Source organism: Klenkia terrae (assembly GCF_037083865.1).
Classification (GTDB): domain Bacteria; phylum Actinomycetota; class Actinomycetes; order Mycobacteriales; family Geodermatophilaceae; genus Klenkia; species Klenkia terrae.
The window spans coordinates 204487-221217 of record NZ_JBAPLV010000003.1; the positions used below are offsets into that span (position 1 = coordinate 204487).

13 protein-coding genes are annotated in these 16731 nt (G+C 73.9%); 10 read left to right on the top strand and 3 right to left on the bottom strand.

Translation table 11 applies throughout. The features are described 5' to 3' along the window. Position 1: 1 nt before the first annotated feature. The 4 genes from secD (at position 2) to UXQ13_RS04835 (ending at position 6245) form a co-directional block, all read left to right on the top strand. Positions 2–1759, top strand: coding sequence for a protein translocase subunit SecD (secD, locus tag UXQ13_RS04820; RefSeq protein ID WP_225231884.1), 1758 nt, complete (start codon positions 2–4; stop codon positions 1757–1759). Further along, positions 1756–3159 (top strand): protein translocase subunit SecF, encoded by a 1404-nt coding sequence (secF, locus tag UXQ13_RS04825; RefSeq protein WP_225231883.1) that lies wholly within the window; start codon positions 1756–1758, stop codon positions 3157–3159. Before secD ends, secF begins: the two co-directional genes overlap by 4 nt. Beyond that, complete coding sequence (locus tag UXQ13_RS04830; protein WP_318249949.1) at positions 3156–3728, top strand: adenine phosphoribosyltransferase; 573 nt, start codon at positions 3156–3158, stop codon at positions 3726–3728. The genes secF and UXQ13_RS04830 overlap by 4 nt, the downstream gene beginning before the upstream one ends. 87 nt (positions 3729–3815) lie before the next feature. Then, the gene (locus UXQ13_RS04835; RefSeq protein WP_225231882.1) at positions 3816–6245 is read left to right on the top strand and encodes a RelA/SpoT family protein; all 2430 of its coding nucleotides are present in this window, start codon (positions 3816–3818) and stop codon (positions 6243–6245) included. Positions 6246–6456: 211 nt separating this feature from the next. Here UXQ13_RS04835 and UXQ13_RS04840 read toward each other — a convergent pair whose 3' ends face one another. Continuing rightward, positions 6457–7299 carry a peptidylprolyl isomerase gene (locus UXQ13_RS04840; protein WP_336391874.1) on the bottom strand — a complete coding sequence of 281 codons (843 nt, stop codon included), beginning with the start codon at positions 7297–7299 and terminating at the stop codon, positions 6457–6459. A gap of 79 nt (positions 7300–7378) precedes the next feature. On the opposite strand from UXQ13_RS04840, the gene UXQ13_RS04845 reads away from it, so the two are divergent. The 5 genes from UXQ13_RS04845 to UXQ13_RS04865 are packed head-to-tail and all read left to right on the top strand — an operon-like array spanning position 7379 to position 13229. After that, entirely contained in the window at positions 7379–8062 is a 684-nt protein-coding gene (locus UXQ13_RS04845) for an MBL fold metallo-hydrolase (protein WP_225231880.1), read from the top strand. After that, the gene (gene hisS, locus UXQ13_RS04850; RefSeq protein ID WP_225231879.1) at positions 8059–9321 is read left to right on the top strand and encodes a histidine--tRNA ligase; all 1263 of its coding nucleotides are present in this window, start codon (positions 8059–8061) and stop codon (positions 9319–9321) included. The genes UXQ13_RS04845 and hisS overlap by 4 nt, the downstream gene beginning before the upstream one ends. Further along, positions 9318–10307 (top strand): aldo/keto reductase, encoded by a 990-nt coding sequence (locus UXQ13_RS04855; protein ID WP_225231878.1) that lies wholly within the window; start codon positions 9318–9320, stop codon positions 10305–10307. The genes hisS and UXQ13_RS04855 overlap by 4 nt, the downstream gene beginning before the upstream one ends. A 51-nt stretch (positions 10308–10358) precedes the next feature. After that, on the top strand, positions 10359–12107 hold the full coding sequence (gene aspS, locus UXQ13_RS04860; RefSeq protein WP_225231877.1) for an aspartate--tRNA ligase: 1749 nt from the start codon (positions 10359–10361) through the stop codon (positions 12105–12107). A gap of 36 nt (positions 12108–12143) precedes the next feature. Continuing rightward, entirely contained in the window at positions 12144–13229 is a 1086-nt protein-coding gene (locus UXQ13_RS04865) for a pyridoxal-phosphate-dependent aminotransferase family protein (RefSeq protein WP_225231876.1), read from the top strand. 75 nt (positions 13230–13304) lie between these two features. On the opposite strand, the gene UXQ13_RS04870 is transcribed toward UXQ13_RS04865, so the two are convergent. Next, a complete protein-coding gene (locus tag UXQ13_RS04870; protein ID WP_225231875.1) occupies positions 13305–14174 on the bottom strand; it encodes a hypothetical protein in 870 nt (289 codons plus the stop codon). A gap of 217 nt (positions 14175–14391) precedes the next feature. Then, positions 14392–15267 (bottom strand): aldo/keto reductase, encoded by an 876-nt coding sequence (locus tag UXQ13_RS04875; protein ID WP_225231874.1) that lies wholly within the window; start codon positions 15265–15267, stop codon positions 14392–14394. A 63-nt stretch (positions 15268–15330) separates the two neighbouring features. On the opposite strand from UXQ13_RS04875, the gene UXQ13_RS04880 reads away from it, so the two are divergent. Continuing rightward, a complete protein-coding gene (locus UXQ13_RS04880; protein ID WP_225231873.1) occupies positions 15331–16665 on the top strand; it encodes a replication-associated recombination protein A in 1335 nt (444 codons plus the stop codon). The last annotated feature ends 66 nt before the right edge of the window (positions 16666–16731 follow it).

The following is a 16731-nucleotide window of genomic DNA, read 5'->3' on the forward strand; positions in this document are numbered from 1 at the left end:
CATGGCCTCCCGCCAGCTCCCGGCGTCCCGGTACTTCGGGGCGTTCATCCTGATCGTGGCCCTCATGTACGGCCTGATCTTCCTCACCGGTTCGCAGCGGACCCCGCAGCTGGGTCTGGACCTGCAGGGCGGCACCACGGTGACGCTCACCGCCGCGGTCCCCGGTGGCGGCACCCCCAGCCGCGAGGACCTGGAGCTGGCGCGCCAGATCATCGAGCAGCGCGTCAACGGTCTCGGCGTCGCCGAGGCCGAGGTGGTCACCGAGGGTGACTCCAACATCATCATCTCGGTGCCCGGCGAGGACGGCGACCAGGCCCGCGAGCTGGGCCAGACCGCCCAGCTGCGCTTCCGGCCGGTCGTCGGCGGACCCGAGGCGGCCACCACGGCCACCGATCCGGCGGCAACGGACCCGGCCGCACCCACGACCGACCCGGCAGCGCCCACGACCGACCCGGCAGCGCCGACGACGGACCCCGCAGCGCCGACGACGGACCCGGCCGCGACCAGCTCGGTCGCCCCGGACTCGCTGGCCGCGGAGGACACCACCGCCCCGGCCACGGACGCGACGCCGACCACCGACCCGGCCGCGGCGACCACTGCCCCCGCCGCGACGGACGGGTCGACCGACGGGACCACGGACGGCGCGGCCGCGACCCCGCTGACCCAGGAGCAGGCCGCCGCCGAGTACGCCACCCTGATCTGCTCGGCCGACGACACCTCCACCGGCGACGTCGACCTGGCCGAGTCCTACCTCGCCGCCTGCTCGGAGGACGGCACCGCCAAGTACCTGCTGGGCCCGGCCGTCGTCGAGGGCACCGAGGTCTCCTCGGCCAGCGCCGGCACCACGGCGCAGACCGGCGAGTGGGTCGTGAACGTCGACTTCTCCTCGCAGGGCTCCTCAACCTGGGCGGCCTACACCACCGCCAGCGTCGGCAGCGCGGTCGGCATCGTGCTCGACGGCCGGGTCGTGTCCGCCCCGACCATCAACAGCGCGATCACCGGCGGCACCACCCAGATCACCGGCTCGTTCAGCCAGACCGAGGCGCAGACGCTGGCCAACCAGCTGGAGTACGGCGCGCTGCCGCTGACCTTCACCCAGGCCACCGCGCAGACGATCACCACCGAGCTGGGCGGCGAGCAGCTGCGCGCCGGCCTGATCGCCGGGGCCGTGGGCATCGCCCTGGTGTTCCTCTACGCCCTGCTCTACTACCGCGCGCTCGGCCTGGTCATGATCGCCAGCCTGCTGCTGTCCGCGGTCGTGGTCTACGCCAGCCTGGTCCTGCTGGGCCGGGAGATCGGCTTCACGCTGAGCCTGGCCGGCATCGCCGGGTTCATCGTGAGCATCGGCATCACCGCGGACTCCTTCGTCGTCTACTTCGAGAGACTCAAGGACGAGATCCGCGAGGGACGGACGCTGCGCAGCGCCGTCCCGCGGGCCTGGGTCCGCGCCCGGCGCACGATCCTGAGCGCCGACTCGGTCAGCTTCCTGGCCGCCGCGATCCTCTACCTGCTCGCGATCGGCGACGTGAAGGGCTTCGCGTTCACCCTCGGCCTGTCCACGGTGCTCGACCTGCTCGTGGTCTTCCTCTTCACCCACCCGCTGATGGCGGTGCTCAGCCGGTTCCGCTCGTTCGGCTCGAGCCGGTTCTCCGGCCTCGGTGCCGTCGACGTCACCCGCCGCGCGACGACCGCGCCGCGGCCGGGTCAGCGGCCCACGGCCAGCACGGCCAGCACGGCCAGCGACAGGAGCGACCGATGACCGGCACCCCCCGCGACGGCGGCAGCGACCCCGCCGAGGAGCCCGTCGACGGGCCCGACGTCCCGGTCGGGACCGACGCCGACGAGACGCCGGACGAGTCCGACGCCGACATCCGGGAGGACGCCGCGCGGGACGCCGACGACGGCGCCCTGGCGGACGCCGGGCTGCCCACCGAGGGGGACACCCCGGCCGACTCCGCCGCGGTGCGGACGGCGCCGCGGAAGGCGTCGCTGGCCCACCGGCTCTACAACGGCGAGGCCGGGCTGGACGTCGTGGGGCGCAGCCGGTTCTGGTACAAGGTCACCGCCGTCGTGGTGCTGGTCTGCGTCGCGTCGATGATCTTCCGCGGGTTCAACTTCGGCATCGACTTCGAGGGCGGCAACAGCTTCCGGGTGCCGGCCTCGACGTCCCAGCTGGCCGACATCCGCGAGGCGGCCGAGGAGGCCGGCGCGCAGGTCTCCACCGCGCAGATCGTCGGCGGCAACACCGTGCTGCTGCGCACCGGCACGCTGGACAACGCCGCCGAGGCGACCGTGGTGTCGGCCATCGCCGATGCCGCCGGCGTCACCGACGCCCAGGTGAGCCCGGAGTCGGTCAGCGCCGACTGGGGCCGGGACATCACCGACCAGGCCCTGATCGCCCTGCTGGTCTTCCTGGCCGCGGTGGTCGTGTTCCTGGCCATCCGCTTCCAGCCCAAGATGGCCGTGGGCGCGATCGTCGCCCTGGCGCACGACATCATCCTGACCGCCGGCGTGTACTCCATCGTCGGTTTCGAGGTCACGCCGTCCACCGTCATCGGCTTCCTGACCATCCTCGGGTTCAGCCTCTACGACACCGTGGTGGTCTTCGACAAGGTCGACGAGAACGTCAAGGACCTGGAGAAGGGCGCCCGCATGACCTGGGGCGAGGCGGCCAACCTCGCGGTCAACCAGACCCTGATGCGCTCGATCAACACCTCGGTCATCGCGCTGCTGCCGGTGCTGGGGCTGCTGGTCGTCGGGGTCGTCGTCCTCGGCGTCGGCACCCTGCAGGACCTGGCCCTGGTGCTCACCGTCGGCCTGGCCGCCGGCACCTACAGCTCGATCTTCCTGGCCACCCCGGTGCTGGCCGACCTCAAGGCCCGGGAGCCCGGCGTGCAGGCGCTGCGCAAGCGGGTGCTGGCCCGCCGCGCGGCCGACGCCCGCGCGGCCGGCGGGGCGACCGCGGCCGGCCCGGTGGCCAGCGCCCGGCGGGCCCGGCCGGCCCGCTCGGCGACCGCCCTGGTCGACCGGGACGAGCTGCCCGAGCGCCCGGAGTCCTTCGAGCAGGTCGAGTCGCCGGCCTCGGTGACCCGGACGGCGACGGCCCCCAAGCCGGGCGCCCGGCCGCAGCGGCCCGGCGGCGGCAAGAAGCGTCGGTGAGCACCACCCCGCTCGCGGAGCTGATCGCCTCCATCGCGGTCGACATCCCGGACTTCCCGGAGCCCGGGGTGGTGTTCCGCGACCTGACGCCGGTGTTCGCCGACGCCTCGGCGTTCCGGCAGGTCGCCGAGGCTCTGGCCGGGTCGGTGCTGGAGGACCCGCGGGGCGCGGCGCTGCGGACCGGGCCGGACGACCCGGGGTTCGACGTCGTGGTCGGGGTGGAGGCCCGCGGCTTCCTGCTCGCGGCCGCCGTCGCGGTGGTCGCCGGCACCGGCGTCGTGCCGGTCCGCAAGGCCGGCAAGCTCCCGCGGTCCACGGTCTCGGCGGACTACACGCTCGAGTACGGGACGGCGACCCTCGAGCTGCACACCGACTCGATCACCCCGGGCCAGCGGGTGCTGGTCGTCGACGACGTGCTGGCCACCGGCGGCACGCTGGAGGCCGCCATCGGGCTGGTCGAGCGGGTCGGCGGGGTGGTCACCTCCGTCTCGGTGGTGATCGAGCTCCCGGCGCTCGGCGGCCGGCAGCGGGTGGCGCCGCACACCGTGCACGCCCTCTGGACCACCTGACGCAGGTCACCCTCCCGAGCGGTCCGCCGCCGGGAGGGCGTGGCTAGCATGGTGTGGGTCCAGTCCCCCCAGGACCCAGGAGTGGCCATGGCATCCGAGGTGGCTTCCCCTGCCGCGTCCGGGGCTGCACCGGCCGACCCGACGCCGCGGGCCGCGCTGCCCGACCGGCCGGCCGTGCAGCTGCCCGACGCCCGGCCGACCGACGTCCCGAGCGACGCCCCGCTCGAGGTCGTCGACGAGGGCACCGCGCTGGAGTCGGTCCCGCGTCGGCGGGTCCGCGACCGGCTGGCCCGCCGGATCGTCGCCGGCCAGCGCTCGACCGTCGTCCGGCCCGTCCTGGAGCCGTTGGCGGCCCTGCACCGCTCCAGCCACCCCAAGGCCGACCTGGCCCTGCTGCAGCGGGCCTACGACGTGGCCGAGGCCGCGCACGCCAGCCAGAAGCGCAAGTCCGGCGACCCCTACATCACCCACCCGCTCGCGGTGGCCACGGTGCTGGCCGGGCTGGGCATGGACACCACCACGCTGGTGGCCGCGCTGCTGCACGACACGGTGGAGGACACCGGGGTCGCCCTGGACACCATCACCGCGGACTTCGGGCCCGAGGTGGCCCACCTCGTCGACGGCGTCACCAAGATCGACAAGGTCAGCTTCGGGGACGGCGCCCAGGCCGAGACCATCCGCAAGATGATCGTGGCGATGGCCAAGGACCCCCGGGTGCTGGTCATCAAGCTGGCCGACCGGCTGCACAACATGCGCACCCTGCGCTTCCTCCCGCCGGAGAAGCAGGAGAAGAAGGCCCGCGAGACGCTGGAGATCCTCGCGCCGCTGGCCCACCGGCTGGGCATGAACACCATCAAGTGGGAGCTGGAGGACCTCGCGTTCGCCACGCTGTACCCCAAGCGCTACGACGAGATCGTGCGGCTGGTCGCCGAGCGGGCGCCGTCCCGGGACACCTACCTGTCCGAGGTGACCAGCGCGGTCACCGAGCAGCTCAAGGCAGCCAAGGTCGAGGCCGCCGTCACCGGCCGGCCCAAGCACTACTACTCGATCTACCAGAAGATGATCGTCCGCGGCCGTGACTTCACCGACATCTGGGACCTCGTCGGCATCCGGATCCTGGTGGACTCCGTCCGCGACGTCTACGCGGCGCTGGGGATCATGCACGCCCACTGGCAGCCGGTCCCCGGCCGCTTCAAGGACTTCGTGGCCATGCCGAAGTTCAACATGTACCAGTCGCTGCACACGACGGTGATCGGCCCGCAGGGCAAGCCGGTCGAGCTGCAGATCCGCACCCACGACATGCACCGCACGGCCGAGTACGGCATCGCCGCGCACTGGAAGTACAAGGAGAAGGCGCGCGGCGGCGGCCCGGTCACGCCGATGAAGCCCGGGTCCACCGGCGACGACATGCTGTGGCTGCGCCAGCTGCTGGACTGGCAGCGCGAGGCGCAGGAGCCCGGCGAGTTCCTGGAGACCCTGCGCTACGACCTGGGCCCGCAGGAGGTCTTCGTCTTCACGCCCAAGGGCGACGTGATCAGCCTGCCCGAGCAGTCCACGCCGGTGGACTTCGCCTTCGCGGTGCACACCGAGGTCGGCTACCGCTGCATCGGCGCCCGGGTCAACGGCTCGCTGGTGTCCCTGGACAGCAAGCTCGCCAACGGCGACGTCGTCGAGGTCTTCACCTCCCGGTCGCCCACCGCCGGCCCCAGCCGCGACTGGCTGGAGTTCGTCGGGTCCTCCCGGGCGCGCACCAAGATCCGGCAGTGGTTCACCAAGGAGCGCCGCGAGGACGCCGTCGACGCCGGCAAGGACGCGCTCACCAAGGCGATGCGCAAGGCCGGCCTGCCGCTGCAGCGGCTCATGGGCGGCGACGCGCTCAGCACGCTGGCCGCTGACCTGCACCACGCCGACGTCAGCGCGCTCTACGCCGCGGTGGGGGAGAACCACCTCTCGGCGTCCTCGGTCGTGGAGAAGCTGCTGGTCGCCCTGGGCGGCTCCGAGGGCGCCGCGGAGGACATCGCCGAGACCGCCATCCCCACCCGCCGCTCGGTGGCCCGCACCGCCAGCGGCGACCCCGGCATCGAGGTCACCGGCCGCACCGACGTGTGGGCCAAGCTCGCCAAGTGCTGCACCCCGGTGCCCGGCGACGACATCCTGGGCTTCGTCACCCGCGGCGGCGGCGTCAGCGTGCACCGCACCGACTGCACCAACGCCGACGACCTGCAGCGCAAGCCCGAGCGGCTGGTCGAGGTGGCCTGGGCCGCGCAGCCCGGCGCGGTGTTCCTGGTCGCCATCCAGGTCGAGGCCCTCGACCGGCACCGGCTGCTCTCCGACGTCACGAAGGCCCTGGCCGACGAGCGGGTCAACATCCTCTCGGCGTCGGTGCAGACCAGCCGCGACCGGGTGGCCATCAGCCGGTTCACCTTCGAGCTGGCCGACCCGGCCCACCTCGGCGCGGTGCTGCAGACGGTGCGCAACGTGGAAGGCGTCTTCGACGTGGAGCGCGTCACGGCGTGAATTGCGATCCTCCGGATCGCACCGCGGCCAGGAGCCGTGCCCCGGGGGCGACGAGCGACGCTGCTCCCGCCTCGGGTCAGGGGCGCTCGTGCCTCGGCCCCTGACCGTCGGCGGGACGGGGACGAGTCCCTCCTCGGGGAGGACGCCTCGTTCCTCGGCGCCCTCCCGTCGTCGGGACGGCCGCGGTGCGATCCGGAGGATCGCGATGAGCTCAGCCGGCGGGGGTCACTCCGGCGATCGTCACCGCGGTGGCGGGCTGGCCGTCCTGGCTGCCGTCGGCGGTGCCGAGCGCGGCGACCTGGTCGAGGACGCCGAGGCCGGCCTCGTCGATGGTGCCGAAGACGGTGTAGGCCGGGTCGAGCTGGCTGTCGCCGTAGACCAGGAAGAACTGGCTGCCGTCGGTGCCGTCACCGGCGTTGGCCATCGCCAGCACGCCGCGGCCGTAGGTCTCCGAGCCGGCCACGGCGGTCGGGAACGAGTACCCGGGGCCACCGGAGCCGGTCGCCGACGGGTCGCCGCACTGCAGCACCTTCAGGCCGTCGGAGGTGGTCAGCCGGTGGCACAGCGTCGAGTCGAAGAAGCTCTGCGAGGCCAGCGTGGCGAAGCTGTCCGCGGCGCAGGCGCCGGGGCCGGTGTAGTCCAGCGTGATGCCGATGTCGCCGGCGCTGGTCGAGATCGTCTCGGCCTGGGTGCCGGTGGGCAGGTCACCGGTGGGCGCGTCGACGGCGAAGGTGCCGGAGCTGCCCTGCGCGTCGTAGGTGTAGGTGCACGCCCCGGCGGTGGTGGTCTGGCCGGCCCGCTCGGCGCCCGGGCCGGGGGTGGGGGCGGCCGGGGCGGAGGTGGCCGCGCTCGAGCTGGCCGAGGCGGTGGAGCTGTCGTCGTCCCCGCCCAGGCCGGTGACCAGCAGGGCGGCACCGACGACCACCACGACGGCGGCGACGGTGACCCCGATCAGGACGTTGCGCCGACGGCGACGCTGCTGGGCCGCCCGCCGCTCCAGCTGCCGCTGCAGGTGACGTTGGGCGTTCTGACGGCGCTGCTTGTTGCTGACCACGGGTGCCGAGTCTAGGCAACCCTTCCTGGCGGTCTGCTGTGACGCCGGTCGTGTCGGGGGTGGCACGTACCCTGCGCAGGTGCTCATCCGCTCCTTCCCCGCCGGCGCGTTCGGCACCAACTGCTACGCCGTGGCGTCCGGCCCGCGGTCGGAGTGCGTCGTCGTCGACCCCGGCATGGAGGCCGTCGAGCCCCTCGCGGAGATGCTCGCCGCCGACGGCCTGAAGCCGGTCGCCGTCGTGCTGACCCACGGCCACCTCGACCACACGTTCTCGGTCCTGCCGGTCTGCGACGGGTACGGCATCCCGGCCTACCTGCACCCCGCCGACTCCGGGATGCTCTCGGACCCCGCGCGCTGGCACGGCCCGGCCCTGGCCCCGTTGATCTCCGGGGTGCGGCTGCCCGACCCGGCCGACGTGCTCGCCCTGGACGACGGCGCCACCCTGTCGCTGGCCGGCGTCGACCTCACCGTCCGGCACGCCCCGGGCCACACCCAGGGCTCGGTGATGTTCTCCCTGGACCTCGACGACTCCCCGGGTCTGCTGGCCGGCGACGTGCTGTTCGCCGGGTCGGTCGGCCGGGTCGACCTGCCCGGCGGGTCGTGGGAGTCGATGCTGGGCTCGCTGCGCGACGTCGTCCTGCCGCTGGACGACGCCACCGTCGTCCTCCCCGGGCACGGCCCGGCCACCACGATCGGGCGCGAGCGGGCCACGAACCCCTACCTGGCCGAGGCCTCGGCCGCGCCGAAGGGCCGCGGGCTGTGAGCGACCTCGTCGCCCCGAAGGGCACCTTCGACGTCCTGCCCCCGGACTCCGCGCGGTTCCTCGCCGTCCGCGAGACGCTGACCGCGCCGCTGCGCCGGGCCGGCTACGGCTACGTGGAGACCCCGGTCTTCGAGGACACCGCGGTGTTCGCCCGCGGCGTGGGGGAGTCCACCGACGTCGTCAGCAAGGAGATGTACACCTTCACCGACAAGGGCGGCCGCTCGCTGACCCTGCGGCCCGAGCTGACCGCCGGGCTGATGCGGTCCTTCATCGAGCACCGCCTCTACTCCGGCCCGCTGCCGGTGAAGCTGTGGAGCGTGGGCTCGGCGTTCCGCTACGAGCGCCCGCAGGCCGGCCGCTACCGGCACTTCACCCAGGTCGACGTCGAGGCCCTGGGCATCGACGACCCGGCGCTGGACGCCGAGGTGGTCGCCCTGGCCGACCAGGGCTACCGCGACCTGGGCCTCACCGGGTACGAGCTCCAGCTGACGTCGCTGGGCGACAGCACCTGCCGGCCGCAGTACCGCGAGCTGCTGACGGCGTTCCTGGCCAAGCTGGACCTCGACGAGGACACCCGGCGCCGGGCGGGGATCAACCCGCTGCGGGTGCTGGACGACAAGCGCCCCGAGGTGCAGGCCCAGCTGGTCGACGCCCCACTGATGGTCGACCACCTCTCCGACGCCACGAAGGCGCACTACGACGCCGTCCGGCAGCACCTGGCCGACCTCGGCGTGGCCTGGGTCGAGGCGCCCCGGCTGGTCCGCGGGCTGGACTACTACACGAAGACCACCTTCGAGTTCGTGCACGGCGGCCTGGGCTCCCAGTCCGGGATCGGCGGCGGCGGCCGGTACGACGGGCTGTCCGCCGCGCTGGGCGGGCCCGACGTGTCGGGCATCGGCTACGCCGTCGGGGTCGACCGCACCATCCTCGCGGTGCAGGCCGAGGGCCTGGACATCGCCGTCGAGTCCGGCGTGCAGGCCTTCGTGGTGCCGCTGGGCGCCGAGGCGAAGAAGCTCGCCGTCCGGTGGGTGGGCCAGCTGCGCGCCGCCGGGGTGTCCGCCGACACCGTGTACGGCGACCGCGGGCTCAAGGGCGCCATGAAGGCCGCCGACCGATCGGGTGCGGCCCAGGTCGTCGTGGTCGGGGACCGGGACCTGGCCGACGGCGTCGCGCAGCTGAAGACGATGGCCACCGGCGAGCAGGTGGCCGTGCCCCTGGGCGAGCTGGTCGACCGGGTGCGTGCGACGGTGGGGGCATGAGCATGGAGCAGCGCCCCCTGGGTCGTACCGGTGCCGATGTGTCCGTCGTGGGTCTTGGGACCTGGCAGCTCGGCGGGGACTGGGGCGACGTCAGCTCCGAGGGCGCCGCCGAGGTCCTGGACGCCGCCCTCGACGCCGGCGTCACCCTGCTGGACACCGCCGACGTGTACGGCGACGGCCGCTCCGAGGAGCGGATCCGGCAGGCCCTGGCACCCCGGTCGGACCGCCCGTTCGTGGCCACCAAGGCCGGCCGCCGCGCGGACCCGTTCGAGGCCGCCACCTACACGCCGGAGAACCTGCGGGCCTGGGTCGACCGGTCCCGCCGCAACCTGGGCGTGGACACCCTCGACCTGGTCCAGCTGCACTGCCCGCCCCCGGCCGTCTACTCCGACCAGCGGGTCTACGACACCCTCGACGGGTTCGTCGCCGACGGCTCGATCGCTGCCTACGGCGTCTCGGTCGAGACGGTCGAGGAGGGCCTGACCGCGCTCCAGCACGAGGGCGTGCAGTCCATCCAGGTGATCCTCAACGTCTTCCGGCGCAAGCCGCTGGAGCAGCTGCTGCCCGCCGCGGCCCGCGCCGGCGTCGGCATCCTGGCCCGGGTGCCGCTGGCCAGCGGTCTGCTGACCGGCAAGTACGACGAGTCGACGACGTTCGCCGCCGACGACCACCGCAACTTCAACCGCAACGGCGAGGCCTTCGACGTCGGCGAGACGTTCTCCGGCGTGCCCTACGACGTCGGCCTGGCCGCCGCCCGCGAGGTCGCCGCGATCGCCCCCGAGGGGGCCACCACCGCGGCGTTCGCGCTGCGCTGGGTGATCGACCAGCCCGGCGTCACCAGCGTCATCCCCGGGGCGCGCAACGTCGAGCAGGTGCTCGGCAACGTCGCCGCCGCCTCGCTCGCCCCGCTGACCGACGGCCAGCTCGCCGACCTCGAGCGGGTGTACGACGAGCGCATCCGCGCCCACGTGCACGCCCGCTGGTAGGTCCCACCTCTCTGCGTCCTGTCCCACCCCGCCGCCCCGAAAGGCACTCCCGTGCTCCGCACCCACGACGCCGGCACCCTCCGCGCTGCCGACGCCGGCACCACCGTCACCCTCGCCGGCTGGATCGCCCGCCGCCGCGACCACGGCGGGGTGGTCTTCCTGGACCTGCGCGACGGCTCCGGCTACGCCCAGGTCGTCGTCCGGGAGTCCGACGCGCACGCGCTGCGCAACGAGTTCTGCGTGCTGGTGACCGGGCAGGTGCAGGCCCGCCCGGACGGCAACGAGAACCCGGAGCTGCCCTCGGGCGAGATCGAGGTCGTCGCCTCGACCCTGCAGGTGCTGTCGACGTCGGCGCCGCTGCCGTTCCCGATCGAGACCGCGCAGGCCGCCGGGGACGACGTCCGCTACACCTACCGCTACCTCGACCTGCGGCGGCAGGGCCCGGCATCGGTCATGAAGCTGCGCAGCGAGATCAACCGGGTGGCCCGCGGCGTCATGGCCGGCAAGGGGTTCACCGAGGTCGAGACGCCGTCGCTGACCCGCTCCACCCCCGAGGGCGCCCGCGACTTCGTCGTCCCGGTGCGCCTGCAGCCCGGCTCCTGGTACGCGCTGCCGCAGTCGCCGCAGCTGTTCAAGCAGCTGCTGATGATCGGCGGGCTCGAGCGGTACTACCAGATCGCCCGGTGCTTCCGGGACGAGGACTTCCGCGCCGACCGGCAGCCGGAGTTCACCCAGCTGGACTTCGAGATGAGCTTCGTCGACCGGGACGACGTCCTGGACGTGGCCTCCTCCGTGGTCACCGCGCTGTGGAAGGAGCTCGCCGCCCACGACGTCGGCGAGATCCCGCGGATGACCTACCGCGAGGCGATGGACCGCTTCGGGTCCGACAAGCCCGACCTGCGGTTCGGCCTCGAGCTCACCGAGCTGACCGAGTTCTTCGCCGACACCCCGTTCCGGGTGTTCCAGTCGCCCTACGTCGGCGCCGTCGTCATGCCCGGCGGTGGCTCGCAGCCCCGCCGCACGTTCGACGCCTGGCAGGACTGGGCCCGCTCGCGCGGGGCCAAGGGCCTGGCCTACGTCACCGTCGCCGAGGACGGCACGCTGGGCGGCCCGGTCACCAAGAACATCTCCGACACCGAGCGGGCCGGCCTGGTCGAGGCCGTGGGCGCGAAGCCCGGCGACTGCATCTTCTTCGCCGCCGGCCAGCGCCGGACCTCCCAGGAGCTGCTGGGCGCCGCCCGCAACGAGATCGCCAAGCGGCTGGAGCTCATCGAGCCCGGGTCCTGGTCGTTCCTGTTCGTCGTGGACTTCCCGATGTTCGAGGAGACCGAGGAGGGGGGGTGGACCTTCATGCACCACCCCTTCACCTCGCCCACCCCGGAGTGGCGGGAGCGGTTCGCCGACGACAAGGGTGCGGCGCTGTCCGACGCCTACGACCTGGTGATCAACGGCAACGAGTGCATGTCCGGCTCGGTCCGCATCCACGACGCCGCGCTGCAGGAGCGGGTGTTCGAGACCCTCGGCATGTCCCGCGAGGAGGCCCGCGACCGGTTCGGGTTCTTCCTGGAGGCCTTCGCCTACGGCCCGCCGCCGCACGCCGGCGCCGCGCTGGGCTGGGACCGGCTGACCGCGCTGCTGGCCGGCGTGGACTCCATCCGCGAGGTCATCGCCTTCCCGAAGACCGGGGCCGGCTACGACCCGCTGACCGGTGCCCCGACGCCGATCAGCGACGCGCAGCGCAAGGAGGCCGGCATCGACTGGGTCGAGCCCCCCGCGAAGCCGGCCGCCGCGGAGGCCTGACCCGGACGTCCAGGGGTGCTGGGTAGCGTGGCTCACATGCTGCGCGCCCGCACCCTGCTCGGACCCGGACCCTGCAACCCCTACCCGGAGGCGACGGTCGCCCTCGGGCAGCCGCTGCTGGGTCACCTCGACCCGCTCTTCCTCCAGGTGCTGGACGAGACGTCCGACCGTCTGCGCACCGTCTTCGGCACGCAGAACCGGCGCACGCTGCCGCTGTCGGCCACCGGGTCCGCGGGCATGGAGGCGGCGTTCGTCAACACGCTGGGCCCCGGCGACGTCGCCGTCGTCGCGGTCAACGGGCTCTTCGGCCAACGGATGGCCGAGGTCGCCTCCCGCACCGGCGCCGAGGTGGTCACCGTCGACCACGAGTGGGGGCAGCCGGTCGACGCCGACCGGGTGCTGGCCGCGCACCCCTCGCCCAAGGTCATCGCCGCGGTGCACGCCGAGACCTCCACCGGCGTGGAGTCCGACATGGCCGCGCTGGGCGCCGGCAAGGGCGATGCGCTGCTGGTCGCCGACTGCGTGACGTCGCTGGGCGGCATCCCGGTCGCCCTGGACGAGTGGGGCGTGGACATCGCCTACTCGGGCTCGCAGAAGTGCCTGGGCGTCGCGCCCGGCCTGGCGCCGTTCACCATCAGCGACCGGGCGTGGGAGCGGCGGATCACCCGGCCGCAGTCCTGGTACCTCGACCTCGGTCTGCTCGGCGGGTACGCCGGCGAGGCCGGCGGCTCGGGTGGGCGGACCTACCACCACACCGCGCCGACCGGCATGGTCGTCTCGCTGCACGCCGGCCTGGGCCGGGTGCTCGAGGAGGGCCTGGACGCCGTCCACGCCCGGCACGCCGCCGCCGGTGCTGCGCTGCAGTCCGGCCTCGAGGCCCGCGGCATGCGGCTGTTCGCCGCGGCCGGCCACCGGCTGCCGGAGCTGACCACCGTGTGGGTGCCCGACGGCGTCGACTCCGCCGCCGTGCGCAAGCGCCTGCTGGACGAGTACGGCATCGAGATCGGCGGCGGCGTCGGCGAGTTCGCCGCCACCGTCTGGCGGATCGGCCTGATGGGCCACAACGCCCGCCCGGACTCGGTCGCCCTCGTCCTGGCCGCCCTGGACGCCGTCCTCGCCTGAGGGGCCTGTTGATCATCGTCAGCTGCAGGTGGGACACGCCCTCCGACGGCGTGTCCCACCTGCACGAGGCGATGATCAACGACGGGGTGGGCGCCAGCCGCGGGTGAGCAGCGCACGGCGGCTGCGGTCCACGACCGTGCGGGCGTTGCGGTGCCGGGCGGCGAAGCGCAGCAGCAGGTAGCCGTCGGCGGCCATCAGCGAGTACCGGTCGACGTCCCGCTCGAACTGGTCGCGCTCGGCGTGCTGGCGTCCCTCGTACTCCTCCAGCACGCGCCACTCCTCCCACCCGAGGTCGCCGTGGGCGACGACCGTGCCCCACCGGTCGCGGACGGGCACCTGCGGCTGGACCGGCGGCAGGTCGCTGTCGACCAGCCACCAGCGGATCTGGCTCTCCGGCCGGGACATCGCCCGGGCGTCCAGGTGCGGCGCCACCGCCCGGGCCCGGACCACGCCGCGGGCCCGCCCGGCCCGGGCCAGGCGGTCGGCCAGCTCCTCGGCGGTCACGGCTCCCGAGCGCAGCAGCGCGTCGCCGACGGCGCACAGCTCGTCGGCGGACATCACGGCAGCGCAGTCCAGGAAGGTCTGCGCTCCGCTGGTCACCCGCATCCCGTCGCGCTCGACGACGTCCTCGTGGGCCAGCGTGCGGATCCGGGTGACCACCTCGGCCCGCTGGGGGAGCACGCGGCGCGGGGTGAGCGCGACGGTGGGCCGCGCCGGCAGGTCGACGTGGGCGCCCAGCAGGTGCGCGGCGGTGAGGTGGCTGAAGGCGGCGTCGTCCGGCAGTCCCTGGGCGAGCAGCGCGAGCTGCTCCCTGCCGTCGAGCGCGTCGTCGAGCTGGACCCAGCGGTCGTGCGCCAGGTGCAGCCAGTCGGCGCCCTGCCGCCGACCCCGGCCGGCACCGGCGGCGGTCGCTGCGGCGGAGGTCAGCACCCGGGGGACGTCCATGCCGGCGACCGTGGACCGCCGCAGACATCCGTGGAGGCCGGTCGGGCGACCGGTGGACAACACCCCCTGATGTGCACGCCCACGAACGCCCGGCCGTGCAGCCTGCTAGGCCAACCCCCAGGGAGTTGATCATCGTCAGGTGCAGCCAGGGCGCGCCGGGGGACGGCGTGTCCGACCTGCAGCTGACGATGATCAACTCCGCCGGGCGGGGGCGGGGTCAGGCGTTGTTCAGCCTGGCCAGGTGCTCGGCGGTCAGCTGCACGTGGGTGGCGGCGGCCGAGTCCTGGATGCTCCGCGGCTTGCTCGCGCCGGGGATGGGGATGACCACGTCGGCCTGGGCGAGGTGCCAGGCCAGCGTCACCTGGTACACCGAGACACCCAGCTCCTCGGCGACCGCGCCGAACTCGGCGGCGGTGGTCGCCAGCGAGCCGGCGTCGCCCATCCCGCCGAACGGGCTCCAGGGGAACCAGGCGATGCCGTTGGCCGCGCAGTGCGCCAGCTCGCCGGCCGACGAGCGGTAGCCGGGGGAGAACTGGTTCTGCACGCTGACGAAGGCGTCGCCGCAGATGGCCCGGGCCTCGTCGATCTGGCCGATGTCGGCGTTGGACACCCCGACCATCCGCACCTTGCCGGCGTCGTAGAGGTCCTTGAGCGCGCCCATCGAGTCCGCCCACGGGGTCTGCGGGTCGGGCCGGTGGAACTGGTAGAGCCCGATGGCGTCCACGCCGAGGGCCTGCAGCGAGGCGTCGCACGCCCGCTCCAGGTACTCAGGTGAGCCGTCCAGGCCCCACTCGGTGCCGCCGGGCCGGGTGTGCCCGCCCTTGGTCGCGATGAGGACGTCGTCCGTCCCGCCCCACGACCGGACGGCGGCCGCCACCGTGCGCTCGTTGTGGCCCACCTCGGTGTCGTCGAGGCAGTAGGCGTCCGCGGTGTCGATGAGGGTGACCCCGGCGTCCAGCGCCGCGTGGACGACGGCCTCGGCCGCCTCCGCCGACGGGCGCTGGGGGGTGATGGACAGGGGCATGGCGCCCAGGCCGATGGCCGACACGGTGACCCGGCCGACGACGTCGTTGCCGATGGTGCGGTGCTGCACGAGGGGGTCCTCTCGGTCTGGAGATCCGTCGGGTGTGACTGCCCACGCAGGTAGCGTCGAACCGTGAGCACGCTGTTCGACCCCGACCCGGAGGAACGGTCGACCGTCGTGGACCCCGGGTCCCCGCTCGCCGTCCGGATGCGCCCGCGCGCGCTGGACGAGGTGGTCGGCCAGAAGCACCTGCTCGGCCCGCGCGCCCCGCTGCGCCGCCTGGTCGAGGCCGACGAGCCCATGTCGCTGGTCCTCTACGGCCCGCCGGGCACCGGCAAGACCACCCTCGCGCACGTCATCTCGCTGGCCACCAAGCGCAAGTTCGTGCAGCTGTCGGCCCTGGACGCCGGGGTCAAGGAGGTCCGCGCGGTCATCGCGGCCGCCAAGAGCGAGCTGGTGCACGGCAACCGGCGCACGGTGCTCTTCATCGACGAGGTGCACCGGTTCTCCAAGACCCAGCAGGACTCCCTGCTGTCCGCGGTGGAGGACCGGATCGTCAGCCTGATCGCCGCCACCACGGAGAACCCGTTCTTCTCGGTGGTCAGCCCGCTGCTGTCCCGGTCGCTGGTGCTCGCCCTGCAGTCGCTGTCCGACGACGACGTCCGGGAGGTGCTGCACCGGGCGATCGCCTCCGAGCGCGGCCTGGCCGGCGCGATCACGCTGGCGCAGGACGCCGAGGACCACCTGCTGCGGGTGGCCGGGGGCGATGCCCGCAAGGCGCTCACCGCGCTGGAGTCCGGTGCCGGGGCGGCGACGGCGGCCGGGGTCGACGTGCTGGACCTGGCCACCCTGGAGACCGCGGTCGCCCAGGCCGCCGTGCGCTACGACCGCCAGGGCGACCAGCACTACGACGTCGCCAGCGCGCTGATCAAGAGCATCCGCGGGTCCGACGTCGACGCCGCGATGCACTACCTGGCCCGGATGGTGGAGGCGGGGGAGGACCCCCGCTTCATCGCCCGCCGGCTGGTGATCAGCGCCAGCGAGGACATCGGCATGGCCGACCCGACCGCCCTGCAGGTGGCCGTCGCCGCGGCCGACGCGGTGGCGTTCATCGGCATGCCCGAGGGCCACTTCGCCCTCGCCCAGGCCACCGTCCACCTGGCGACCGCGCCGAAGTCCAACGCGCTGACCGTGGCGATCGGGGAGTCCGTGGGCGACGTCCGGGCGGGGCTGGCCGGGCCGGTGCCGCCGGGCCTGCGCGACGCGCACTACGCCGGGGCGAAGAAGCTGGGCCACGGGTCGACCTACAGCTACCCGCACGACCACCCCGACGGCGTGCTGGCCCAGCAGTACCCACCCGACGCCCTGGTGGGCCGGGACTACTACCGCCCGACCGGCCGCGGCGCCGAGGCCGCGATCGGCGCCCGGCTGGCCAAGCTGCGCGCGATCGTCCGGCGCCGACGCTGACCGTCGGGGCCCGCGGCTAGGGTGACCCGAGCCTGGAGACACCCGGGCCCGCAGACCGATCGACGA

What these genes read in the sequence shown, in the direction of transcription:
- secF (WP_225231883.1), top strand. Translation starts at nt 1,756, where the DNA reads ATGACCGGCACCCCCCGCGACGGCGGCAGCGACCCCGCCGAGGAGCCC.
- UXQ13_RS04870 (WP_225231875.1), bottom strand. Translation starts at nt 14,174, where the DNA reads ATGGACGTCCCCCGGGTGCTGACCTCCGCCGCAGCGACCGCCGCCGGT.
- secD (WP_225231884.1), top strand. Translation starts at nt 2, where the DNA reads ATGGCCTCCCGCCAGCTCCCGGCGTCCCGGTACTTCGGGGCGTTCATC.
- UXQ13_RS04855 (WP_225231878.1), top strand. Translation starts at nt 9,318, where the DNA reads ATGAGCATGGAGCAGCGCCCCCTGGGTCGTACCGGTGCCGATGTGTCC.
- UXQ13_RS04865 (WP_225231876.1), top strand. Translation starts at nt 12,144, where the DNA reads ATGCTGCGCGCCCGCACCCTGCTCGGACCCGGACCCTGCAACCCCTAC.
- UXQ13_RS04835 (WP_225231882.1), top strand. Translation starts at nt 3,816, where the DNA reads ATGGCATCCGAGGTGGCTTCCCCTGCCGCGTCCGGGGCTGCACCGGCC.